Source organism: Xanthocytophaga flava (assembly GCF_030068545.1).
Taxonomy (GTDB): domain Bacteria; phylum Bacteroidota; class Bacteroidia; order Cytophagales; family 172606-1; genus Xanthocytophaga; species Xanthocytophaga flava.
Genome location: NZ_JASJOR010000060.1, coordinates 1 through 23899, shown reverse-complemented (window position 1 = coordinate 23899; position 23899 = coordinate 1). Strand labels below are relative to the sequence as shown.

Annotated in this window: 20 protein-coding genes; 16 read left to right on the top strand and 4 right to left on the bottom strand. The window is 34.4% G+C overall.

All coding sequences use genetic code 11. The annotated features are described in order from the left end of the window. Positions 1-514 precede the first annotated feature (514 nt). A complete protein-coding gene (gene pruA, locus QNI15_RS38235) occupies positions 515-2146 on the bottom strand; it encodes an L-glutamate gamma-semialdehyde dehydrogenase (RefSeq protein WP_314037396.1) in 1632 nt (543 codons plus the stop codon). 425 nt (positions 2147-2571) lie between these two features. On the opposite strand from pruA, the gene QNI15_RS38230 reads away from it, so the two are divergent. Further along, positions 2572-3123: a hypothetical protein gene (locus QNI15_RS38230; RefSeq protein ID WP_314037393.1), complete on the top strand. Its 552-nt coding sequence runs from the start codon at positions 2572-2574 to the stop codon at positions 3121-3123. Positions 3124-3177: 54 nt separating this feature from the next. Here the strand turns inward: QNI15_RS38230 and QNI15_RS38225 are convergent, their stop codons facing one another. The 3 genes from QNI15_RS38225 to QNI15_RS38215 form a co-directional block, all read right to left on the bottom strand. After that, positions 3178-3687: a phosphoribosyltransferase family protein gene (locus tag QNI15_RS38225; protein WP_314037391.1), complete on the bottom strand. Its 510-nt coding sequence runs from the start codon at positions 3685-3687 to the stop codon at positions 3178-3180. A gap of 83 nt (positions 3688-3770) precedes the next feature. Next, entirely contained in the window at positions 3771-4718 is a 948-nt protein-coding gene (locus tag QNI15_RS38220) for a ComEA family DNA-binding protein (RefSeq protein ID WP_314037389.1), read from the bottom strand. 178 nt (positions 4719-4896) lie between these two features. Further along, a complete protein-coding gene (locus QNI15_RS38215; RefSeq protein WP_313992234.1) occupies positions 4897-5862 on the bottom strand; it encodes a toxin-antitoxin system YwqK family antitoxin in 966 nt (321 codons plus the stop codon). A gap of 367 nt (positions 5863-6229) precedes the next feature. Here QNI15_RS38215 and fcl point away from each other — a divergent pair, with 367 nt between their 5' ends. The 15 genes from fcl to QNI15_RS39055 all read left to right on the top strand — a co-directional run bounded on the left by fcl (position 6230) and on the right by QNI15_RS39055 (position 23622). Then, a complete protein-coding gene (gene fcl, locus QNI15_RS38210) occupies positions 6230-7162 on the top strand; it encodes a GDP-L-fucose synthase (protein ID WP_314037387.1) in 933 nt (310 codons plus the stop codon). 176 nt (positions 7163-7338) lie between these two features. After that, on the top strand, positions 7339-10659 hold the full coding sequence (locus QNI15_RS38205) for a PKD domain-containing protein (protein ID WP_314037385.1): 3321 nt from the start codon (positions 7339-7341) through the stop codon (positions 10657-10659). A gap of 83 nt (positions 10660-10742) precedes the next feature. Next, positions 10743-11567, top strand: coding sequence for an ABC transporter permease (locus QNI15_RS38200; RefSeq protein ID WP_313992241.1), 825 nt, complete (start codon positions 10743-10745; stop codon positions 11565-11567). Positions 11568-11617: 50 nt separating this feature from the next. Further along, complete coding sequence (locus tag QNI15_RS38195; protein ID WP_314037383.1) at positions 11618-12862, top strand: ABC transporter ATP-binding protein; 1245 nt, start codon at positions 11618-11620, stop codon at positions 12860-12862. Positions 12863-12879: 17 nt separating this feature from the next. After that, positions 12880-13788 (top strand): class I SAM-dependent methyltransferase, encoded by a 909-nt coding sequence (locus tag QNI15_RS38190; RefSeq protein ID WP_313992247.1) that lies wholly within the window; start codon positions 12880-12882, stop codon positions 13786-13788. Then, positions 13785-15092 (top strand): glycosyltransferase, encoded by a 1308-nt coding sequence (locus tag QNI15_RS38185; RefSeq protein ID WP_314037381.1) that lies wholly within the window; start codon positions 13785-13787, stop codon positions 15090-15092. The genes QNI15_RS38190 and QNI15_RS38185 overlap by 4 nt, the downstream gene beginning before the upstream one ends. A gap of 33 nt (positions 15093-15125) precedes the next feature. Then, complete coding sequence (locus QNI15_RS38180; protein WP_314037379.1) at positions 15126-16190, top strand: NAD-dependent epimerase/dehydratase family protein; 1065 nt, start codon at positions 15126-15128, stop codon at positions 16188-16190. Between the two features lie 102 nt (positions 16191-16292). Then, the gene (locus QNI15_RS38175) at positions 16293-17372 is read left to right on the top strand and encodes an NAD-dependent epimerase/dehydratase family protein (protein ID WP_313992256.1); all 1080 of its coding nucleotides are present in this window, start codon (positions 16293-16295) and stop codon (positions 17370-17372) included. A gap of 4 nt (positions 17373-17376) precedes the next feature. Further along, complete coding sequence (locus QNI15_RS38170) at positions 17377-18588, top strand: hypothetical protein (protein ID WP_314037377.1); 1212 nt, start codon at positions 17377-17379, stop codon at positions 18586-18588. Positions 18589-18607: 19 nt separating this feature from the next. Then, a complete protein-coding gene (locus QNI15_RS38165) occupies positions 18608-19573 on the top strand; it encodes a nucleotide-diphospho-sugar transferase (RefSeq protein ID WP_314037375.1) in 966 nt (321 codons plus the stop codon). A gap of 405 nt (positions 19574-19978) precedes the next feature. Next, entirely contained in the window at positions 19979-20425 is a 447-nt protein-coding gene (locus tag QNI15_RS38160; RefSeq protein WP_313992261.1) for an acyltransferase, read from the top strand. Between the two features lie 101 nt (positions 20426-20526). Further along, positions 20527-21159 (top strand): acyltransferase, encoded by a 633-nt coding sequence (locus QNI15_RS38155; RefSeq protein ID WP_313992264.1) that lies wholly within the window; start codon positions 20527-20529, stop codon positions 21157-21159. Positions 21160-21251: 92 nt separating this feature from the next. Continuing rightward, entirely contained in the window at positions 21252-22157 is a 906-nt protein-coding gene (locus QNI15_RS38150; RefSeq protein WP_313992267.1) for an NAD-dependent epimerase/dehydratase family protein, read from the top strand. Then, positions 22136-23302, top strand: a complete 1167-nt coding sequence (locus tag QNI15_RS38145; RefSeq protein ID WP_314037373.1) for a glycosyltransferase family 4 protein — start codon at positions 22136-22138, stop codon at positions 23300-23302. Before QNI15_RS38150 ends, QNI15_RS38145 begins: the two co-directional genes overlap by 22 nt. A gap of 38 nt (positions 23303-23340) precedes the next feature. Further along, positions 23341-23622, top strand: coding sequence for a hypothetical protein (locus tag QNI15_RS39055; protein WP_390902242.1), 282 nt, complete (start codon positions 23341-23343; stop codon positions 23620-23622). Positions 23623-23899 lie beyond the last annotated feature (277 nt).

Genomic DNA, 23899 nt, shown 5'->3' with positions numbered 1-23899 from the left:
ATACAGATAAAGCCTTACTTTGATGAACATACTCTATATAAGTAAGTTAGCCATATTCTATCACTCTTGTATTTTGTTGCCAATAAATAAAAAAGTCGGAAGATATTTCTTCCGACCATGACTGGAGTAGTTACCGTATTACTACAGATGTAAGATTTTGTAGTATTTCAGAAAAAGTAGACTGAATTTTACGATTTTAATGTTCACAGTAAAGTTCTTCTATAAAAATCAAATATGAAATTATAAAGAGAAGATGCGTTTTTTCTCACTCGAAACGCCTATACAACAACAAACCACACACTGATGATCAATCCTTTACAAATAAATACAAAAAGTAGCCCTAGAAAACAAAGATAAATAAACAGTCGAAAAAGCAGATCCTGTACATTCTTATTCTTTCTGCTGAAATCTTGTAGGATTCTATCTATATTTTGTAATTCCTTTCATAAAAAAAGCACCTCTCCTAATAGGTTTTATAACCCTAGGAGAGGTGCTTTTTTGTAGAGTACCTATCTTATTCTTCAGCTAGGAATGGATAACGATAGTCTGTAGGAGATACAAATGTTTCCTTAATAGTACGTGTCGAAACCCAACGTAATAAGTTCAATAAAGATCCTGCCTTATCATTGGTACCAGAAGCTCTTCCTCCACCGAAAGGCTGTTGTCCGACAACAGCACCTGTAGGCTTATCATTAATGTAGAAGTTACCAGCAGAATGCTTCAATTTTACACTTGCCAACTCAATTGCATATCTATCCTGCGCAAACACAGCACCAGTCAACGCATATGGGGATGTTTGGTCAACCAATTCTAATGTCTGTTCGAAATTATCAGCATTGTACACATATACTGTTAGTACAGGCCCGAAGATCTCTTCACACATTGTTAGTGATTGAGGATTCTTTGTTTCCAATACAGTTGGTTCAATAAAGTATCCTTTTGATTTATCATATCCACCTCCTGCAACAACCGTCACAGCAGGATCTTCTTTTGCTCTGTCAATATAGGATGCAATCTTATCGAAAGCCCGTTCATCAATTACAGCATTGATAAAGTTGCGAAAATCTTCTACACCACCCATACGGAAAGTCTTCAGATCTTCGATCATATAATTTTTTACTTCTTCCCATAATGTATGTGGAATATAGGCACGAGAAGCAGCCGAGCATTTTTGTCCTTGGTATTCAAATGCACCACGAAGTAAGCCTATAGCAACAGCTTTAGGGTTAGCAGAAGCATGTGCAATCACAAAATCTTTTCCCCCTGTCTCTCCAACAATACGCGGATAGGATTTATAAAGATGAATATTTTCACCTATAGTCTTCCAGATATTCTGAAACACTTTGGTACTACCTGTAAAATGAATTCCGGCAAAGTCAGGATGTTTGAAAATGATATCACCCGCAACAGGACCATCTACATAAATCAGATTGATCACCCCATCAGGCACACCAGCTTCCTGAAATACTTCCATCAACACTTGTGCAGAATACACCTGAGTATAGGCAGGTTTCCATACAACTGTATTACCCATCAACGCTGCTGAAGCAGGAAGATTACCAGCAATAGCAGTGAAGTTGAATGGTGTCAGTGCAAATACAAACCCTTCCAATGGTCGGTACTCAACACGATTCCATACTCCAGGTGATGAGATAGGCTGTTGTTGATAAATTTCCCCCATATATGCCACATTGAATCGAAGAAAGTCTATAATCTCACATGCTGAGTCAATTTCTGCCTGGAATACATTTTTTGACTGACCTAGCATAGTAGCGGCATTCAACTTTGCACGATAAGGTCCTGCAATCAGATCTGCAGCTTTCAGGAATATAGCAGCCCGGTGTTCCCAGCTCATTTGCTCCCATTGTGGCTTTGCATTTAGTGCAGCCTGAATAGCTTGTTCTACATGCCCGGCATCACCTTCATGAAAATACCCAAGAATATGCTGATGATCATGTGGTGGTGAAAGAGGAATTCGTTGCTCTGTATATACCTTCTCTCCACCAATATACATTGGGATTTCTATCTGTTGGGAACGGGCATCGGCAATAGCCTTTTTCAGAGTTGCTTTTTCTGGTGAGCCAGGTGTATAAGATAAAATAGGTTCGTTTTTAGGAACAGGAATATGGAAGAATCCGCTTGTCATACTAGTTAATAAATGTTTGCTGATGTAAGAGAATAGACGAAATTTTTATAAACACATAGAATACGTTACTGCTTTAGATTGAAAAAGTTAAATTTTACATAAAATAATTAACAAATTCTTTACACGGTTTTCGTGAAAACTTCGTTAAAAGAAAATAGCTTTAGTTCACATATTTTGACCTTTATAAAGCCTGATTGCCATTATTTTATGAAAATTAGTAGATCATATCTAAAAGATCTGCGTATATAAAACCAAAGAACATGATTAATAAGATGCACGCGAAGTTACGTAAATGCTTACGTTCGGGCAAAAAAACATATTAATTATGCCTATATCATATATTGTACAGATTAAGTAGAAAATCACACTGGATTATAGTATAGATAAAGAAGTACCTTAGATGCTTCGTTCAACCAGCCATTTTTATGAATACGCTTTCTTTAACAGAACTACATGAGGAGTACCAGGAGGTTCGCAAGATAAAGCTCAGCAATGAGCAATTTACTGCATTTATAACCTATTATCCAGCCCTATTGGTTGCGAAAACAGATGGAGAGGTAGATGAAAAAGAATGGTCTTTATTAAAAGGGCTCGCCAACCATATTGTTGCTGAAACCCTGCCATCCAATGCAGACAAAGAAGAAGTTAAGGATTATAAAGATTTATTTTTCAATGAATTCAAATATCTGATTGACAATTTGGATATATGGGATAGGAAGTTTATGAAAACGTTGCAGAAACTTCTGAATCAACAACCTGAATTAGTTGAGACAGTTTCAAGTACATTGTATGCTTTGGCAGATATATCTAAAGGTGTGTGTGAAAAAGAAAATACAATGATTGAATATCTTAGAAGCGAATTAAAAATTAAAGATCTTGGTAAAAACATATGTGTTGCCCCACAAATTTCCCAATCAAAGGCAACTCGTAATCCATCATGGCTTGCCTTTTTGTCCTATTTTTCATTAGGTCTTTAAACAACTTTATATAAAACAGAAAAGGGTGAGAGTAGATTCTCACCCTTTTCTATTTTAACTCAGATACACACCCAGTTGATCAGAATCATCCAGATTTACATCAATATGTTCCTGAAGAGTAGTAGATAGGGCATACCCAACAAAATCAGCAGCAATCGGAAACAAGGTATGGCTTCGGTTAACAATAACAGCCACCCGAATTTTTTTTACAGGAATTTGCAAAAAGGGTTTTAAGCTATGAGCTAATGTACGCCCAGTATTAAGCACATCATCCAATAACACAATACTTTTATCTTTCAGAAAACTTTCTTCACAATCCAGTTGTATTTCACTTTGTACAGGCGAAAGCTTTTCAAGATCAATTCTTACCAAATGTATAGCTAAAGGCGATATAGACTTTAACTGTTCCTGAAGCAACTGAGCAAACCGAAAACCTTTATCATAAATTCCAGCGAGAATCACCTCTTGCTCATTGGCATTATCTTCATAAATTTCATATGCAATCCGCTTGATTTTCTGCAAAACCTGTTTTCTATCAAGAATTAATGTAGGAGCAACTGTCATTACACTTAAGAAATAAAATGGTTAGAGTTAATTTTTGGCCCTATATCTCATTCTCGATCCAACACCAGGCCGTCGCGTCAAAATTAGTCAAAACTCACATATGGTATGATCTTTTGTAGAGTTGTTTGATCTAAAATTTTAATCTTTTCCAGATCGGCTACTGAATGATAGGCACCATGTTGTTGTCTATAAGCAACAATTATTTTCGCAAGTTTTGGCGATATATAAGGATGAGCATCTATCTCCTCTACAGAAGCTGTATTGATTCGGAGTGTCTTAACAGGTATACGTTCTGAAAGATAGACATATTTGAGCAATTCATGCACAACTAAAGAATCCAGTCCATAGACTTCTCGTACTTGCTCCAATGCTCGAAACCCTCCTAAAGCATCCCGGTATTTGATAATACGTTTTGATAAGGCAGGCCCAATGCCTTTAATCGCCTTTAACTGATTCGTATCTGCCATATTAAGATCAAACCGGGCAATAGCTGTTTCTTTCTTTATTGGATATCGATCTGTTTTGTAATCATTTTTCTTTTCGGGAAAGCGTTCAACCATTTTTCTATCCATACTTTCAGGCAACTGAATATATGGATAAAGCTGCTCATAAAGAATAGGAGGGAAGTCATAGATTTTTTTCAGATCACTCTTAATATGAAAAATACCTCCCTTATTTTTATATTTTGAGATTCGGGTAGCCAGAAATTCAGGAACACCTAATTGTTGCCATTGTGTAACAGAAATTGTATTTGGGTTAAAGTTAAAAAGCTTCTGAGCAATAACTATTTCTTTTTGTTTGGTATCTACTCTCTGAAAAACAGGCTGGGTAGTTGTATCTAATAAAGCTACCAAACTATCTAATTGTCTTTTATCCGTAACAGGATTGTATGTAGAAGCAGGCCATAGAACTGGTATCAGAAACATGGCAAGAATAGCCAGCAACATTAATCCTGAAAGGATTAAAAAACCATTTGTTTCTTTTCGTGTAAAACCTAAAAATTGTTGCAGTCTTACGTATTGTTTTCTCATTACTATTACCCCAAAAAAGAGCAGACTTAATATAAGATGCAAAGTAAACAATAAATGCTATTGAGCTGTATATGTTCTTATATATATACTTTAGATGGCAGTAACAGCCAGAAATAAAAAACCCTGAGAAAATATATCTTCCCAGGGTCTTTTCAGTTATTGAAGTCATCTTTAATGATCAGAACTTTTCATCTGTCTCATTGTCTTCTTTATCTTTGGCTACTTTATCTGTATTTTTCTCATCATCTTCATCTTTCTTCTTGCCATCCTTTGCTGCATCAAAAACCAGCTTTCCTTTGTCATCCCATTCTTTTGATATATACGGCTCTGTATTGTCAAAGGCACGTCTGGGATAGACAGTCTCTTTCTTTCTCATCTGGCTATGTTTTCCAAACTGATAATATTCGATCCAGGAGCCTATCTGATAGTTATGATCATATTTCCCTCTTGCTTTTATCTGGCCACCTTCATAAAAGGCATAATACATCCCATGCTTTTCTCCATAATGTACAGCTGTTATTTCTTTTATTTTTTTACGATCTGAATCATAATATGTAATCTCCGCTTCTTTTGGCCATCCATTGTAGTACTTCACTTTATCTTTCAGAATATAATTTTCATCATAATTTTCCCAGCGTCCATGTTTGCCACCCATAAAGTAATACCCTTCTGCAATAACCTTCCCATTACGAAGTTTTTTATAAGGTCCGTGCAATAACCGCATATCTTTTTTATCTACACCCAACGTCTTCTGTAAAGCCCGTTTGTGTGGATTAAACCAGACAATCTCCTGTACACTTTGTAAATAAGGATTAGCCTCTTTATGCTCCAATATATAATAGAATATTTCTATCTCTGTACCACCTGTTGAGTAGGTCTTTATAAAGTTTTTCTTAACCTTGGTACCGTAAAACACGTTTTTAGGCTGTTTAAGAGGTACCTTTTCATCTGGTTTCTTCTTTTTAGCCGCCTCCAGTTCTGCAATAAGAGCCGCTTCTGGATCATCTTCCTGCATAAGACTATCCTCTGAGATTTCCTGAGCCATACTAATTGGTCCCAATGCTAATCCAATCAGGAGTAACCCATATCGTATATAGGTAGGGAACATCTGAGGAAAGAAAGTAGAGTTATTCTTGAAAAACATAAGTTAATAATTCAGTATCTTTACTGGGAAACGCAAAAATATTGTTTTTATTTCGAGTCATACTCACTGAGTTTAAATTGAAACACAGTACATGTAATTTTTTAGGAACGTTCTTCCTATACTTTCTTGTTATATTCTTAACTTGCTGATCACCAATTTATCATAAAATCCTAAATTGAGATCAAAATAAGATTCTTTATTCTACAAATTTGCTAAAAAATTACTTTTTGTGCTTACATCCTATGTATGTTTGGTAATTAATAGGATAAAAACATATATATGTAAGTTATTATTAAAACTTCTGAAGCTAAAAAAGACTTTTATCTCGAATACATTTGCAATTTCTTATATACAAACACATACAGAATTGGAAAAGAACGCTAAAATTTATGTTGCTGGTCACCGTGGTATGGTAGGTTCAGCTATTGTCAGAAAGCTAAAAGCTGAAGGCTATAACAATCTGGTTACTCGTGTATCTTCAGAGCTGGATTTGCGTAACCAGGCAGCAGTACGCCAGTTTTTTGAAGATGAGAAACCAGATTATGTATTTCTGGCAGCTGCAAAAGTAGGAGGTATTCATGCCAACAACACGTATCGGGCTGATTTCATCTATGATAATATGATGATTCAAAACAACATCATTCATGAGTCTTACCGCAATGGTGTTAAGAAGCTTTTATTTTTAGGATCTTCTTGTATCTATCCTAAAATGGCACCTCAACCTTTAAGAGAAGACTATCTTCTAACAGGCGAACTAGAGCCAACCAATGAGCCTTATGCAATTGCTAAAATAGCAGGTATTAAGATGTGTGATGCTTATCGTAGTCAATATGGCTGTAATTTTATCTCTGTAATGCCTACCAACCTATATGGTCCTAATGATAATTATGATCTGAATAACTCACACGTTTTACCAGCATTGATCCGTAAGTTTCATGAAGCAAAAATAAACGGTGCACCTACTGTAGAAGTATGGGGGAGTGGCTCTCCTCGCCGTGAATTCTTACATGCAGATGATCTTGCTGCGGCTTGTTTTTATTTAATGGAAACGTACAATGAACCAGGTCTGGTAAACATTGGTACAGGAGAAGATATCAGTATAAAGGAACTGGCCGAACTGGTTCAAAAAACTATAGGATATGAAGGTCAGATTGTATGGAATACGTCCAAGCCAGATGGAACGCCCCGCAAACTAATGGATGTAAGCAAACTAGCAAGTTTTGGATGGAAGTATAGCATTAGCTTGGAAGACGGTTTACATCGTGTGTATCAGGAATATTCAGAAGCTGTAACAGCCTGATTTAATTCTGAACATATTTTAACTGGACTTATTTCACATCAATTGCACACATACTAATTCTTATCTAAAGGGTAGTGTTGCGATTATAGGAATCAAATAAAAATCCGCAAGAACTTACACTCTTGCGGATTTTTTTATTTCATACTTTATCTTTGTGTAAACTGTTGACTTACAATATGAAACTTTTTACTAGTAGCAAGCTATGGCAGCTTTTTCTTGTCTGGATTATATTTTTCTTTACGATTTCAGCTAGCAAAGCCCAATGTCCTCAACCGGGCTTTACATTGCCAGATACAGTTTGCATAGGAGAGAATATAACTATCACTAACACATCAATAGGAGCAACTCGTTATGAATGGGATTTTTGTAGTGGAAATTTAAAGAAAGAACCACAAGTAACAGCTCTCTTGCAAGCAAACGGATCTAGTATACCTACAAATATTACAACTGTTTTTGATGGAGTAAATTGGTTTGGTTTCTTTTTTAGTAGAGAAAACAATACTTTATTCCGATTAGACTTTGGTGCTAGTCTAAATAATACTCCAACTCTCATTGATGTAGGGATTTTTAATACTCCTATTAACAAACCAGAGCCTATCGAATTTGTAAAAGATGGTAATAATTGGTATGCTTTTACTTCAAATTTTAGTTTACCCAGCAATGCATCTACTTCGCATTTAATCCGGCTAGACTTTGGTGCTTCATTGACAAATACCCCATCAACTATAGATCTTGGTAATCCCAATAACCTCTTTCTGGTTATCAGAAGCATTCGCATTGTTGCAAATAATGGTAATTATTTAGCAGTCGTCACTAATACAGGTAGTAGCACAGTTGCTATTATCAATCTTGGCAGCTCAGTTACAAACTTAATCTCACAGGATAATATACTAGTCACTCCTACATTTCCCAACAACGACAATCGCCTAATTAGTACTTCCATTATTAAAGATTGTAATCAATGGTATGGTATTACCACATCTGAAACCAATGGAAAAATTTATCGTTTGTCATTTGGAACAAATTTATTTTCTGTACCACAAATCGAAGAACTAAATCTCTCTATTCCTTTATCTGCCCCAACTCTAAGTGTTTTGGCCCAAGATCAGGGTTATTTTGGCTATGTATCATCTGAATTAGGAAATATATATGCTTTTGACTTTGGATCCAGTATGGCCAATACTCCTGTTGTAAAAAATCTGGGAGACTTTAGTATTTTAAGTAATTCCTATGGCTTTACTTTAACAAAAACACAGTCTGACTTTATTGGTTTTAGCTTAGGTTATAATAGCCAACTCATTTCAAAAATTCGCTTTGTCTCTGAATGTAGTGCTAATCCTGTTACCTCTATTTTACCTAATCCAACACTTACCTTTTCTAAGGAAGGTATGCAACAAATTACATTGAGAGCGTATAATACTAATGGAGACATAGTTAGTTTTACAGACTCTGTATTTGTCAGACCTATTGCTCATGCTTCTTTTTCTACTAATAACCAGTGTGTAAATCAATCTGTTTTATTTACTGCTTCTGATTCTGTGACAGGAAATAAAGCAGTTTCATACCTGTGGGATTTTGGAGATGGGCAAACTGCTAAAGGAAATCCTGTTCATCATACTTATTCAACAGCTAAAACATATAATGTTTCCCTCACCATTAAGGATCTTTGTAATCAAACCAATACTACAACGAAATCTGTAAAAATCTATCAAACATCTATTGCAGACATAGAACTACCTACCTCAGCATGTACGTATCAGACTTTACAATTTAAAGATATATCAAGTACACTCGATGATAAAATAGTTAAATGGGAATGGTTGTTTAGCGATAATTCTACTTCGACAGACCAAAATCCTTTTCACAGATTTACCTCTTCTGGCGTTCAAACTATATCATTAACAATTACAGGTGAAAGTGGCTGTCAAACAAATGTGATTAAGTCTATAACATTGAAAGAAGGACCTAATGTCGATTTTTCTTTTAGCCATATTTGTTTAAATAACACTACACAATTTATTGATGAGACTCGTTTAAGTACTGGTACAAGCCTGATTTCTCGTAGTTGGGATTTTGGAGACAATAGTACTCCTTCAACAGAGCTAAATCCATCTCATACCTATGCCCAAACAGGTACATATCTAGTAAAGCTAACAATTGAAAACAATGTCGGTTGTAGTGTAACTTTGACCAAATCTATCACTATTCATTCATTGCCAACCGCCTCTTTTTCTACAGCGCTTGCCTGTACAGGTGAAGAAACTCAATTCACAGATGCAAGCATTATAAATGATGGGACTATTCAAAAATGGGAATGGAATTTTGGAGATGTAGAAAGCAGTACAAATACATCTAGCAGTTCTAATCCCACTCATGTATTTATTAGTGCAGGAACATATCAGGTAAAATTAAAAGTGACAAACTCCTTTGGATGCACAGACTCTCTCACAAAATCTATAACTGTCATTACATCTCCTATAGCTAGCTTTACCTCCCAATCTAATTGTAACACACGTGAAGTTGTCTTTTCAAATACATCACAACCTCCTGCTGGAGGTAGTATAAGTTCCTGGTATTGGGATTTTGGAGACAATAGTACTCCTTCAACAGAGCTAAATCCATCTCATACCTATGCCCAAACAGGTACATATTCTGTACAACTTACTGTTACTTCAACATCTCGCTGTACAAATACTTTGGTAAAAACAATAGCAGCTGGTGGTGTTGGATTAAGTATTAATCCAGACACATCTGTGTGTGCTAATACTATGGTTACATTTAAAGCAGATGTTATTTCTGTGAATGACCCTGTTTCTATCTGGAAATGGAACTTTGGTACATTGGGTGAATTTTCTACTGAACAACCTTCTGTAAATATACCAAATACACTAACAAATTTACCGGTAACATTAACTGTAACTACTGCATCAGGTTGTACAAGTTCAATTTCCAGAAATATACCAGTTTTGCCTTCAGCAACTACAAGTTTTACTTATACAACATCAGCAACAAATCCTCTCATAGTTTCTTTTATAAATCGATCTATAAATGCTAATGAATATCGATGGAATTTTGGTGATAATACAGAAAGTTCAGAAACAAACCCTATCCATATGTATGCTAATGCAGGTATTTATAAAGTAACTCTTACTTCTAGACATCAAAATGGGTGTGAATCTACCATTTCTGAAAGTATACCACTGAATATCTATACTAGTAACAACTTAACAATATTTCCAAATCCTATTACTAAAGATCAAATAAGCAATACAAAAATAGGATTTTCACTTTCTGATAAACAATCCGTATACTTTGAAATATATAGTACAACAGGAAATTTGATTCAGAAGGCAATAGAAACCAATACCCAAATAAACTTCAACACTTTTACATTGACTGATGTTTTTCCGGGTATATCCAAAATAAGTAAAGGTATGTATCTACTTATCTTACGTTATGGTGATACAGTACAAGTACAGAAATTTATTGTTCAGTAGGTGTTGCCAAAAGGATTTTGTAGTTTTGAAACTTGTTATTTATGATATTTTCTTTTTGAGTTAAATACTCAATCTTTTATTAAATGTCGAAGCTTATTATTGATGCCAGCCGAAGTAATTTTAGTTTAAACTTCAAAGAACTGATTGCATACAGAGACCTTTTTTTCATTCTGGCTTATCGTGATCTGCGAGTGCGGTATGCGCAAACCTTTCTAGGTGTTTTATGGGCAGTAATCCAACCACTTTTCACTCTTATTATCTTCACTATTGTATTTGGAAATGCCATTGGGATTTCTAAAAATATACCATCAGATATTCCCTATACTTTGTATGCTGCCTGTGGTATGAGTGCATGGACATATTTTTCTTTTGTAATGAATCAGGCCGGAAATTCTATAATTGGAGCCCAGGGAATGATTCAGAAAATTTATTTCCCCCGTCTTATTATTCCGTTATCAAAAGCCTTGGTAGGATTTGTAGACTTTGGTGTTGGCTTAGTATTTATTTTGGTGTTGATGCTTTGGTATGGAGTAGTTCCTTCCGGAAATATTATATTCCTACCTTTTTATATCTTCATGACAATACTGACAGCTTTAGCTGTAGGTATATGGTTAAGTGCTCTTACTATCCGTTATCGGGATTTTCAACAAATTGTTCCATTCATGGTTCAATTCGGCTTATATGCAACGCCAATTGCCTACCCCACAACATTGATAAATTCCAATTATCGATGGCTTCTATATCTGAATCCAATGACAGGAATTGTTGAAGGCTTTCGATGGTCATTGTTGGGAACAGATGCTCCTCATATTTACACTTGGGCTTCATTTGGATTAACTATAGGATTATTTATATCATCATTATATTACTTCCGTCGTGTTGAGCGTGTTATGGCTGATATTGTATAAAGTTGCATAAAAAAGTAAAAATGATTAGATCTTGAAAATATTAACAGGTGATGTCTAAAGTTGCAATAAAAGTAGAAAACCTTTCCAAACTATATCAAATTGGGGCTCATAAAAGTGGATCTCTGAGAGAAAGCCTTACCAATAAATGGAAGAATATATGGACAGGAAAGAAATCGAGTCAAACTCAGGATTTCTGGGCACTAGATAATGTTTCATTTGAGATCAAACAAGGCGAAGCTATTGGAATCATTGGTAAGAATGGGGCAGGAAAATCAACATTGCTAAAAGTCCTTTCTCGTATTACAGAACCAACAAAGGGACGTATAGAAGTTCAGGGTCGAATTGCATCTCTTTTGGAAGTAGGAACAGGGTTCCATCCTGAATTGTCTGGAAGAGAAAATGTCTATCTGAATGGTACTATATTAGGCATGACTCGAAAAGAAATTAAGTCTAAGTTTGACGAAATAGTTAGTTTTTCTGGAGTTGAAAAATTCATTGACACACCTGTAAAATACTATAGTAGTGGAATGTATGTTCGCTTAGCTTTTGCTGTTGCGGCCCATCTTGATCCAGAAATTCTGATAATTGATGAAGTACTTGCAGTTGGAGATGCTGATTTTCAAAAAAAATGTCTGGGAAAAATGGGAGAAGTGGCAAGTCAGGGACGTACTGTATTATTTGTAAGTCATGACATGCAAGCAGTATCGCGATTGGTTAATAAAGTAGTCTACTTAAAAAAAGGTACTGTATATGCTCTTGGAGAAAAAGATCATATCATAAATATGTATCTGGAGGATATTCAACAAAAGAATCAGCTTATATATCAAGACTTATCCTCTAGCGAAACAAACAGAATCACGTTTGTTGAATTGCAAACTAGTAAAGCCAATAATTTTCATATCAATGGAGATCCAATAAAAGTTAGAATCAAATTTTATCTCTCCCAATCCATAAAAAAGACATGTATAACCTTTCGAGTTTTTGATAATCGGGGTATTGCTTGCCTGGATTTTTCATACTTTGATAATGAGCAATTATGTAGTAATGCCGGCTTTCATCATCTTGAATGCGTTTTCCCAAATCTGAAACTTTTCATGGGTAAGTATACAATTACCGCTTACTTTGCAGAGCCTCCAGGTGGAGCTTATTTCCAAACAATAGAGAATATTTGTCCTTTTGAAGTTGTTATGTATGGAACATCCAGAGGAGATTGGGAATGGCAACCCTATAATACTATTTACATGGAAGACTATTCATGGCAAATAGTAAAAAATGAGAATATCTTTTCAAGTTAAAAATAGTTAAATCAAGGATGCAAAATTTAAAAAGTCCAATATCCGGATCTTCAAATATTCGACTTGTAAAAGATATACCTTCTATAGAAGTTATTACACTGTATCAGGACGCTGGGATTGACGTCAGCCGCTTTTTTGAAAATATACTCAACATTTCTATATATGAATGCCTGGATTCAGGCTATCAGTTTTATTACCCGTTTACCATTGATGGTGATGGCCTTTTTTATCAGGATTTACGTTCGTTTCCTGGATATTTTAGAGAATGGAAATGGGAATACGGGAAAGTTTCATCTATTATACCTTCTGATACTCAAAAGATCCTAGAAATAGGATGTGGGCATGGAACATTTTTGAGTCATTTAAAAAGTAGAGGTATAAAAGGTACTGGTATAGAACTCACAGACAGTTCAGTAAAAGAATGTATTCAAAAGGGGTTAGATGTAAAAAACGAATTATTAAGTACTCATAAGATAAAACATCTAGAAGAGTATGATATTGTTTGTTCTTTTCAAGTACTGGAGCATATATCAGATGTGAGCTCATTTGTGAATGACTCCCTCAAAGTATTAAAAAAAGGAGGGCTACTTACTTTTGCAGTACCTAACAATGAAGCGTCTTTAGTTAAATATGGTTCGGGAATATTTAATATGCCTCCTCATCATATGGGACTTTGGAGCAAAAACTCATTATCTAATCTTGAAAAATTCTTCAGTGTTAAACTACAAAATATTTATTTTGAGCCTCTTCCAGATTATGAAAGAGATAGATATAGAAATTTAAACTTTCCTGCGATCATAAATTTTGCCTATAAGTTAAATTGGAGAATAGGTTCTCTTTCAAAGCGTTTACTTTCATTTCTCTTACAGATATTCAAAAATCAAATAAAAGGACATACGATAATTGCTGTTTTTAAGAAAATATGAAAGTATTGACATCAACTACAAATAATTCAGCAGGGGGTGCCGCTAAGTCCTGTATACGATTACATCAGGCACTATTAGAGAATGGAATATCCTCTGAGCTACTTATGCTTGAACAACCCCATAAAGAAATTCCTCATGGGCATAGCTTTTATGAGTTTCATGTGAAAGAGCATAAGAAGAAGAATGTTTCATTAAGCAAAAAAATATATACAAAGGTTCTGTATGAATTAGGTAAAGATGAAGAAGCACTTTTTAATAAGAAAATGGCTTATGAAGCAAAAATTATAAGTCAGAAAAAGTACGGATCAGAAACTTTTCACTTTGCAAGTTCACAATATCGTATAAATGAACACCCTTTATACAAAGAAGCTAAAATTGTTAATCTACATTGTATGATCAACAACTTTTTAGACTATACCACATTTTTTGCAGATAAGGCAAAACCTATTGTTTGGACTCTTCATGATATGACACCATTTACAGGTGGATGTGTCTATTCTGAAGGATGTGACGGTTATCTATCAAGCTGTGCTAATTGTCCTCAATTAAAAGGTACAGATAATCCCAACTATACAGCTGATACATTGAAGGTTAAGCAAAAAGCATTAGAGAGAATGCAAAACTTCACAATTGTATCACCCTCTATTTGGCTATTAAATGAATCCAAAAAAAGTTCTTTATTCAAGAACTTTAGACACGAACTTATTCCATATGGCCTGAATAGTAACGTATTTAAACCCAGAGATAAAGCATATTCCAGAGATATACTTGGGCTTCCGGTAGATAAGCCTGTAATACTATTTGTTTCCCATAATATACACAATCAACGAAAAGGCTATCAGTACTTATCAGATGCATTCAAAGCGTTAAAGTTACAGGACAAAGTTAGTTTATGTGCTGTAGGAGCCAAAAGCACTGATTCAACTAATAATGGCTTTATTGAATTAGGAAGCTTTTCGGATGAACGTTTAATGAGCATAGTTTACTCAGCAGCTGATATTTTTGTTATTCCATCTGTTGAAGACAATCTTCCGAATACAGTCTTAGAATCTCTATTGTGTGGTACTCCTGTCATTGGCTTTCCTATTGGTGGTATTCCTGATATGATAAAATCAGGCATTAATGGATTTCTATGTGATAATGTAAGTGTAGATGCATTAGCGAAGCAAATTACTATTTTTCTGGAAAATCCAGAAGTTTTCAATCGTAAGTACATCCGTGAAAATGCTGTACAAAAATATGATAGTTCAGTACAATCTGAAGCCTATATTAAATTGTACAATGAACTACTTCAAAACAACTGATATTCTTATTAATAAGTCGTAGACAGTTTTTTTATGCATATACTTATTACTGGAGGTGCGGGCTTTGTGGGTTCTCATCTAGCTATTTCCTTCAAAGAAAAATATCCATACTATAAGATTACATGTTTAGATAATCTTAAAAGAAGGGGATCAGAACTAAATCTAACACGATTAAAGGCACACTCTATTGGATTTGTTCATGCGGACATTCGTAACCTCGAAGATTTAGAGGGCATTGATCCTTTTGACTGTCTAATAGATGCATCCGCAGAACCATCGGTACTAGCTGGTCTTAACTCATCAATGACCCAGCTAATTAATAATAACTTGTTTGGAACTGTAAATTGTCTGGAACTGGCTAAAAAATTCCATGCAAAATTTATCTTCCTATCTACAAGCAGAGTTTATCCTATAGGCAGTTTGGAAAGTGTTTTAGCCTCGGAACTCCCAACACGCTTTACATGGCAACCTATCCAAACTCTACTTGGTGTTTCTGAAAAAGGTATATCTGAAGATTTCCCACTGACAGGGAGCCGCTCCTTTTATGGGGCTACAAAACTTGCTTCTGAATTACTTATTCAGGAATATTTCTCAGTCAATAATCTTCCAACTGTTATTAATCGATGTGGTGTTATTGGAGGTGCCGGACAAATGGGAAAAGTAGACCAGGGATTTATGGTTCTTTGGGTAGCAAGACACTATTGGAAACAAAAATTAAATTATATAGGATATGGAGGAGAAGGAAAGCAAGTACGAGATGTATTACACCCAACAGATCTGTTTAAACTAATAGACTTGCAAGTCCATAACACTGAAACATTTGCAGGTAAAACATTTAACGTAGGTGGTGGTTTGAAAAATAGTATTTCTTTACAAGAACTAACTACACTTTGCGAGAAAAGTACAGGAAATATGACACTTATAGAAAAGATAAAAGAAAATCGTCCTCTTGATCTAAAAGTCTATATTTCTGATTATTCACAAATTGAAACGTTATGTGGCTGGTCTCCTACTATTCCGGTGAGTCAAATTGTAGATGAAATAACAGATTGGATTCAGAAAAATGAAAAAATGCTTGAACCAATCCTAAATAGTTGATTTTGCAAACTTTAATTTTATACTACATCCTTTAATCTATTTAACAGGAATAAAGTATTATTGTAACTTCTTATATTTTAATCACCTAGTAATTGTCTTTACATGAGTATAGTATGCATTACTGGCTCTGCCGGTTTAGTTGGATCAGAAGCTACTCGTTTTTTTGCAGGTTTGGGATTTGATGTAATTGGCATTGATAATAATATGCGTAAAGAGTTCTTTGGGGAAGAGGCTTCAACTGAGTGGCAACGCCAACGTCTTGAACAAGACCTTAAAGGACATTATAAGCATTATAATGTAGACATCCGTAATAAAGATGAAGTCTTCTCTATTTTCAGGAAATATTCACATGATCTGAAATTAATTATTCATACAGCAGCCCAACCCTCACATGACTGGGCAGTAAAAGATCCCTTCACAGATTTTGGTGTCAATGCAAATGGAACACTCAATCTTTTGGAGGCAACACGCCAGTTTTCACCAAATGCCGTTTTCATATTTACATCTACCAATAAGGTCTATGGTGATACCCCAAATCATTTACCATTGGAAGAAAAAGAACACCGTTGGGAAATAAACCCCGCTCATACCTATCATACAGGTATTAGAGAAGACATGAGTATTGATCAGACATTACATAGCTTATTTGGAGCATCAAAAGTAGCAGCAGATATACTTGTACAAGAATACGGCAGGTATTTTAGCATGAATACAGCATGTTTTAGAGGAGGTTGCCTTACTGGCCCTAATCATTCTGGTACTCAATTACATGGATTTTTAGCTTACTTGATGAAGTGTACTGTAACGGAAACCCCTTACACTATTTATGGATACAAAGGCAAGCAGGTTCGTGACAATATCCATAGTGCAGATCTGATAAATGTTTTTTACGAATTTTATAAAGCACCACGTATTGGTGAAGTATACAATATTGGAGGTGGAAGATTCAGTAATTGCTCAATGTTAGAAGGGATTACAATCTGCGAGAAAATTGCTCAAAAGAAATTAAACTGGAAATACTCAGAACAAAATCGAATAGGTGATCATATCTGGTGGGTTAGTGATTGTAGTAAGTTTGCTCAACATTATCCGAATTGGAAACAACAATATAATGTTGAAGGAATCCTACAGGAGATCTATGAGTTTAATGTTGAGCGTTGGTCTGTAGAATTAGAAAAATAGAATAATGAAAATTATTGCATTGGTTGATCCGTTATGGGGAGGGCATCATACTGCGTATCTTAGAATATTTTCTGAAACATTAATTAATAAAGGCTATACTGTTTGGTGCTTCAAACCTGTAGAGGAAACATTGGAGAAATGGATTGCAGACGTTCATCCAGAATGGACTGAAGACCAAATATCTACTTTCAACTATAGTTTACCAGACAAAACATTTACATCTTTAAAAAGATTTAATGAGCCTGCTTCTACCTTATTTAGATGGAGGCATTTACATAATGCTATTAGACAAGCAGAAAAAAAGTATAGGAAAAAAGTATCACATGTGTTTATTGCATGGGTAGACTCTTATCTCTCAGGTTATTTAGTTCCGTTTCTTCTGGATATTGTCTTTCCATATTATTGGTCAGGGCTGTACTTTCATCCACGACATTTAAGAACATCGGTTAACAGATTGAAGCCAACACCTTCCCCATCAGATATAGACATAGCTCTTAGTGCTAAAAAATGCATAAGCATAGCTATTCACGATGAGGGTATCCTGGAAATGTTCAAGCAACGTACAAAAAAGAATGTAGTTCTTTTTCCTGAAATTGCAGATGCTACACCTGCAGATAAAAATGATAAAATTGCTCAGCAGATACAAAAAAAAGCAAATGGACGAGTAGTTATTGGTGCCATTGGACTTCATAGACATCAAGGTTTACTAACTTTGTTAAGGGTAGCAAAGAATGCCTCTTCAGAAAGATTCTTTTTTGTTTTTGCAGGCCAATTTACACCTTCTCATTTCCCTGATGATGAATTAAACGAAATCTATAGTGTTTTTAACAATTTGCCCGAGAATTGTTTCATATACCTTGACAGATTAAATGAAGGTAGTCAATATAATGCTGTTTTTTCAGTATTAGATATTCCGTTCTTAGTATATGATAACTTTACAAGCTCTAGTAACCGACTCACCAAGGCTGCTATATTCCAAAAATATGTGCTGGCTCAGGAAACTTTTTGTGTTGGAGAAGATGTAAAAAAATATCACTTAGGAGAAACAGTCGAAGCAGGAAACGTTAATCAATGTATTAAAGCAATTGATGTACTTTATCACAAAATAAAAAATGAACCTCTTCCAACAGATATTTTTGAAACATATAGTCAATTACATAGTGTAGAACGCCTTGGAGAAAGATTTGATGCTTTATTAAATAAGCAAACGGTATAAAAACAAATAAGATTATTTTATGTTTAATACACCTGTATTATTCGTGATTTTCAACCGGATTGATACTACAAAGAAGGTTTTTGAAAGTCTTCGTAAAATCCAGCCTAAATTTCTCTACATCGCAGCAGATGGACCAAGGCCAAATAGAGAGGAGGATAAAGAAAAATGCGAAATGGTGAGGAGATTAGTCCTTGATAATATTGACTGGGACTGCCAAGTAAAAACATTACTTCGAGAAAGCAATTTAGGTTGTGGTATAGCTGTAAGCGAAGCCATAACTTGGTTTTTTGAACATGTTGAGCAAGGGATTATCTTGGAAGATGATTGCTTACCAAGTGATAGTTTTTTTCCTTTCTGTGAAATGATGTTAGAACAATATAAACATTACGAGCAAGTAAAAATGATAGGAGGTTCTAATTTCCTTTTTTCACAATTTGACAAGAAAAATAGCTATTACTTTTCTAATCTTGGTACTATATGGGGTTGGGCAACCTGGAGACGTGGATGGGAAGGATTCAATTATTCAATGAATGACTATTTGTCTTTTCGCAAAAGTGGAAAATTAGAGAAGAAAATTCGTAATGAGCGTATTATACAATGGCTTATAGAACTAATGGATTCCGTTTGGAGTCAAAAAGAACAACAGGCTTGGGATATACAATTTTTTTATCATTTACTTAAATCTGATGCTATTGCTATTTTACCTTATAGGAATCTAATACAAAACATCGGCTATCAAGGTACGCATTACTCTAATACAGATTATCCTTTCCTGGAAATGCCAGTGATGGACATTGATATAAATCAAATTTATCATCCCAGACAAATTGAAATTGACTATGAAGCAGAAGAATATGGATTTAATAATATTATTAAAAAAGGACTGAAAGAATCGCTCCTTAACCGTATAAGAAAGTTAATCCCTCCTTCTATTAGAGAGAAATACCGTAGTCTTAAAAAAATTCTGAAGATAGATAATAACTAATTCTTCTTTTCAAAAACAAGAAGAACAAAGAAATAGCCTTAAAATAACACATTATTGTTTTGAGGTATTTTACTAAAACATTTGGGCCAGGTCTGATGAATATCTAATGAATTACTTTACATGCAGAATCCTTTTCTAGGAAAGAAAGGTTTCATTCTATTAAGTTAAGTAAATACACGAATAAATTTAAGGTTATATATAATCTAATTAAGCCTAAACCTATTTTACTAAATGGCTTTTCTTATGTTACGGAAGATGTTAAATCGTTTAAGGAAAAAAAACGATTATAATACCCTATACAAAAATTTGTTAAAAATCGGTTCAAACACTCTTTTACATAACTTTTATCTGGATTGCAGAAACAAGACAACAGAAAGAACATATTTAACTATTGGTAATGATAGTATGATCTCGGGAACATTTGTCTTTGAAAAAAATACAGGCTCAATTCAGATAGGGGATAGAACTTCTATAGGAGGTGGTACCTTTATTTGTATTGAAGGAATCTCTATAGGTAATGATGTGATGTTTTCGTGGGGTTGTACAGTGATGGATAACGACGCTCATTCTTTATTGTGGAGTCAAAGGACAAACGATGTTCGGGACTGGAAAAAAGGTATAGAAGAGGGCAAAATTGGTATTTACAAAGAATGGTCAAATGTAAAAAGGGGACAGATAACCATTAAAGACAAAGTCTGGATTGGTTTTAACAGTATAATATTGAAAGGAGTGACGATAGGAGAGGGAGCTATTATTGGGGCAGGTAGTGTAGTAACAAAAGATGTTCCTGATTTTGCAGTTGTTGCAGGGAATCCTGCTCAAATAATTAAATATGTAAATGAACAAGTATAATCTTACTTTCCAAAAGCATAATCCGGCTGGTTTATCTGTTTGGGGCTAATTGCTAGTTTAACCTAACATATCCATTTACACGCAAGAGATTATATTTTATTATGAAGGACAAAATAAGGCTTTTTTTCTTCTCAATATTTTGTAAGATAATTCCTATATCTTTTATTGAACAAGGCCTTATACAATATAGATTAAGCAACTTTCTTCAATATTGTACATGCGGCCAACAAACAAAACTTTACCCAAGTGCTAGAATAATAAATTCTCAACATGATGTAAGTAAAATCACCATTGGAAGCCATACACATATAGAGGGTGAATTACTTATTCGTGACCAAGGGGGAAATATCTTTATTGGAGATTATTGTTATGTTGGAAAAGATTCACGAATATGGTCATCAGCAAATATTAATATTGGAAACAAAGTACTTATATCACATAATGTAAATATTCATGACAATAATTCTCATCCTCTCGATGCAGATTTACGTCATATTGATTTCTTACAGGGAGTTGAAGCAACAAAAAACAAAAAACAAAAATTTGATATACGCTCTGCACCTATTAATATCAAAGACAATGCTTGGATTGGTTTTAACAGTATAATATTGAAAGGAGTGACGATAGGAGAGGGAGCTATTATTGGGGCAGGTAGTGTAGTAACAAAAGATGTTCCTGATTTTGCAGTTGTTGCAGGGAATCCTGCTCAAATAATTAGATACATGAATATTTAGAACTTTTAGTTACTTTGATATTTAAGATAAGAACTCATAAAAGTTCTTCCTGTAATCAACACTTGTACAGGAGAAACTGAAAAAATTTAAAAATGAAAATACTAATTATTGGGTCTGCCGGATTTATAGGTTATAACGCATTCAAGTTTTTTCAAAAAAAGGGATATCAGATAACAGGATGTGATATTTTAGCAAATGATTTATCTTGGGGAATCAGTAAATATTTTCAAATAAATACATCTTATTCTGACTTCGAAGCTCTTTTTAGTTCACATACCTTTGATGTGTGTATTAATGCATCTGGTTCTGCTCATGTAGGCTTTTCTTTTGAAGATCCTGCAAAAGATTTTGAACTCAATGTATTAAATGTCAATAAAATCCTGGTAGCGATTCGAAAGCATGCTCCCAAATGCCGCTTTATCAATTTTTCCAGTGCTGCAGTTTATGGCAATCCAACCAAATTACCTATCTCTGAAGATACTCTATTAAAGCCTCTTTCTCCATACGGTTTTCATAAGTTACAAAGTGAGCATTTATTAACTGAGTATCATAAGTTTTTTGGATTACACACCTGCAATTTAAGAGTATTCTCTGCCTTTGGGCCAAAGCTAAAAAAGCAACTGTTTTGGGATTTATATCAGAAAGCTCTAAACACAAACTCTATAGAACTTTTTGGCACAGGAGAGGAGTCAAGAGACTTTATCTATATTGAGGATTTACTTCAAATAGTTGAACTGGTCATCCAAAATGCTAAGTTTGAAGGAGATGTGATTAATGTTGCTTCTGGCTCAGAAACTACTATCCGTGAAGCTGCTACAACATTTTATCAGTTACTAGATCCAAAAATTGAATTTTCTTTTTCAGGTAAGGTAAAAATAGGGGATCCTAATAACTGGTGCGCAGATATAAAAAAAATTCAGGAAATAGGATTTTCTCCAAACTATAATCTGGAAGAAGGACTAAAAAAATATGTTACATGGTTAAAAGAAAACGCATAGCACTGATCTTCTCTTATAATGAAGGTTGGATTGCTGGCTCATATTATATTCAAAATTTGATTCATGCTCTTAACTCTCTTCCAGAAGATGAAAAACCTGAGCTAGTAATTCTATCTACTATTTTGGACTTCGAAAAGGTCACAAAGCTAAATTATCCATTTCTATCCCATTTCAACACCAATATTAAGTATACCTTTTTCCAAAAGGTTATAAATAAACTAGCCAGGGTAGTAACGGGAAAAAATGTATTTGAGAAACGCCCTTCTCATACATTAGCCAATGTCTTTTTTCCAATGAGCAGTGAGGATTTATTTGAATTAGTCCAGGATAAACAAAGGTTATTTTGGATACCTGACTTTCAGGAATATCATTTACCTCATTTTTTTACACAAGAGCAAAGGCAAAATCGGAAATCTCAGCAAGAACTACTTGTAAAACAAAAGGTTCCTATTATCTTTAGTAGTAATGATTCTCTAACTGATTTTAAGACTTTTTTTCCTGAAGCACAGAATCCTGCATTTGTTTTACCTTTTGCTGTAACACATGAAAAATATCATGATACTGATATTCATACTCTAAAGCAAAAATATAATATTACGAAACCTTATTACTTCTCTCCTAATCAATTCTGGCGACATAAAAATCACCTAATCGTATTAAAAGCTATTCATCGCTTAAAAGAGAAACGGGATGATTTTCAAGTAGTTTTCACAGGTAAAGAATATGATCACCGGAATCCTACTTACTTTGAAGAACTGAAGAAGTTTATTGATGATAATCAACTTCAAAACTATGTCCGATTCCTAGGGTTTATTGATCGGAAAGAACAATTACAACTTATGAACCATAGTAAAGCAGTTATTCAACCTTCTCTTTTTGAAGGCTGGAGTACAGTTGTCGAAGATGCAAAAGCCATGAATCAAGTTGTAATACTTTCAGATTTGAATGTCCATCGTGAACAAATGAATTATAATGTAGTTTTTTTTGATCCAAAAAATGAGATTGATCTAGCCCAAAAAATGGAGGCAGTACCAATACGTTCCTTAGATAAAGAAGATGATTATCTAAATAACATTAAAGATTTTGGATTAAATTTTATGCGTATTGTTAATAAATTAACATCAAATCATGAAAAACACATTTAATATGGTATTTAACAATATATAAAGATATCTTGGATTTAATGAAATCAAAGATCGTTTACCTTCCTGGCATTAATGGACTTAGAGCTCTTGCAGCTATATCAGTCGTTCATTCTCATATTACTTTATCCCTAGGTGATTTTGGTTTAAATCCCCATATATTAGGAACTTCAACTGATGGCAAACCAGAAAAGCTTCGTTGTGACAACGGTCCAGAATTTATTAGTACTAAATTAAATGAGTGGTGTGAGCAAGAAAAAATTGAATTATTGTTTATTCAGCCAGGAAAACCGACTCAAAATGCTAGAATTGAACAGGTTTAATGGCACGTTTCGTGAGGAGTTTTTGAATGCGTATTGATTTTCAAGTTTAAGAAAAGTCAGAGCGCTATCTGAACAATGGCGGTTGGAATACAACATTCTGCGGCATCATCAAAGTTTGGGATTTAGGGTGCCTGTTGAGTTTGCTAATGCTGACCTCCTCCCATAAAAATGGACCGTAGGGAAGTAGAAAAAATCGGTGATTTTACTTAGTTTACACATAAAGAAAATCGCCATGAAAAAAAGCAAGTTTACTGAAGCGCAAATCGCGTTTGCATTG

What these genes read in the sequence shown, in the direction of transcription:
- pruA (WP_314037396.1), bottom strand. Translation starts at nt 2,146, where the DNA reads ATGACAAGCGGATTCTTCCATATTCCTGTTCCTAAAAACGAACCTATT.
- QNI15_RS38230 (WP_314037393.1), top strand. Translation starts at nt 2,572, where the DNA reads ATGAATACGCTTTCTTTAACAGAACTACATGAGGAGTACCAGGAGGTT.
- QNI15_RS38225 (WP_314037391.1), bottom strand. Translation starts at nt 3,687, where the DNA reads ATGACAGTTGCTCCTACATTAATTCTTGATAGAAAACAGGTTTTGCAG.
- QNI15_RS38220 (WP_314037389.1), bottom strand. Translation starts at nt 4,718, where the DNA reads ATGAGAAAACAATACGTAAGACTGCAACAATTTTTAGGTTTTACACGA.
- QNI15_RS38215 (WP_313992234.1), bottom strand. Translation starts at nt 5,862, where the DNA reads ATGTTTTTCAAGAATAACTCTACTTTCTTTCCTCAGATGTTCCCTACC.
- QNI15_RS38205 (WP_314037385.1), top strand. Translation starts at nt 7,339, where the DNA reads ATGAAACTTTTTACTAGTAGCAAGCTATGGCAGCTTTTTCTTGTCTGG.
- QNI15_RS38200 (WP_313992241.1), top strand. Translation starts at nt 10,743, where the DNA reads ATGTCGAAGCTTATTATTGATGCCAGCCGAAGTAATTTTAGTTTAAAC.
- QNI15_RS38195 (WP_314037383.1), top strand. Translation starts at nt 11,618, where the DNA reads ATGTCTAAAGTTGCAATAAAAGTAGAAAACCTTTCCAAACTATATCAA.
- QNI15_RS38190 (WP_313992247.1), top strand. Translation starts at nt 12,880, where the DNA reads ATGCAAAATTTAAAAAGTCCAATATCCGGATCTTCAAATATTCGACTT.
- QNI15_RS38185 (WP_314037381.1), top strand. Translation starts at nt 13,785, where the DNA reads ATGAAAGTATTGACATCAACTACAAATAATTCAGCAGGGGGTGCCGCT.
- QNI15_RS38180 (WP_314037379.1), top strand. Translation starts at nt 15,126, where the DNA reads ATGCATATACTTATTACTGGAGGTGCGGGCTTTGTGGGTTCTCATCTA.
- QNI15_RS38175 (WP_313992256.1), top strand. Translation starts at nt 16,293, where the DNA reads ATGAGTATAGTATGCATTACTGGCTCTGCCGGTTTAGTTGGATCAGAA.
- QNI15_RS38170 (WP_314037377.1), top strand. Translation starts at nt 17,377, where the DNA reads ATGAAAATTATTGCATTGGTTGATCCGTTATGGGGAGGGCATCATACT.
- QNI15_RS38165 (WP_314037375.1), top strand. Translation starts at nt 18,608, where the DNA reads ATGTTTAATACACCTGTATTATTCGTGATTTTCAACCGGATTGATACT.
- QNI15_RS38160 (WP_313992261.1), top strand. Translation starts at nt 19,979, where the DNA reads ATGATCTCGGGAACATTTGTCTTTGAAAAAAATACAGGCTCAATTCAG.
- QNI15_RS38155 (WP_313992264.1), top strand. Translation starts at nt 20,527, where the DNA reads ATGAAGGACAAAATAAGGCTTTTTTTCTTCTCAATATTTTGTAAGATA.
- QNI15_RS38150 (WP_313992267.1), top strand. Translation starts at nt 21,252, where the DNA reads ATGAAAATACTAATTATTGGGTCTGCCGGATTTATAGGTTATAACGCA.
- QNI15_RS38145 (WP_314037373.1), top strand. Translation starts at nt 22,136, where the DNA reads ATGGTTAAAAGAAAACGCATAGCACTGATCTTCTCTTATAATGAAGGT.
- QNI15_RS39055 (WP_390902242.1), top strand. Translation starts at nt 23,341, where the DNA reads ATGAAATCAAAGATCGTTTACCTTCCTGGCATTAATGGACTTAGAGCT.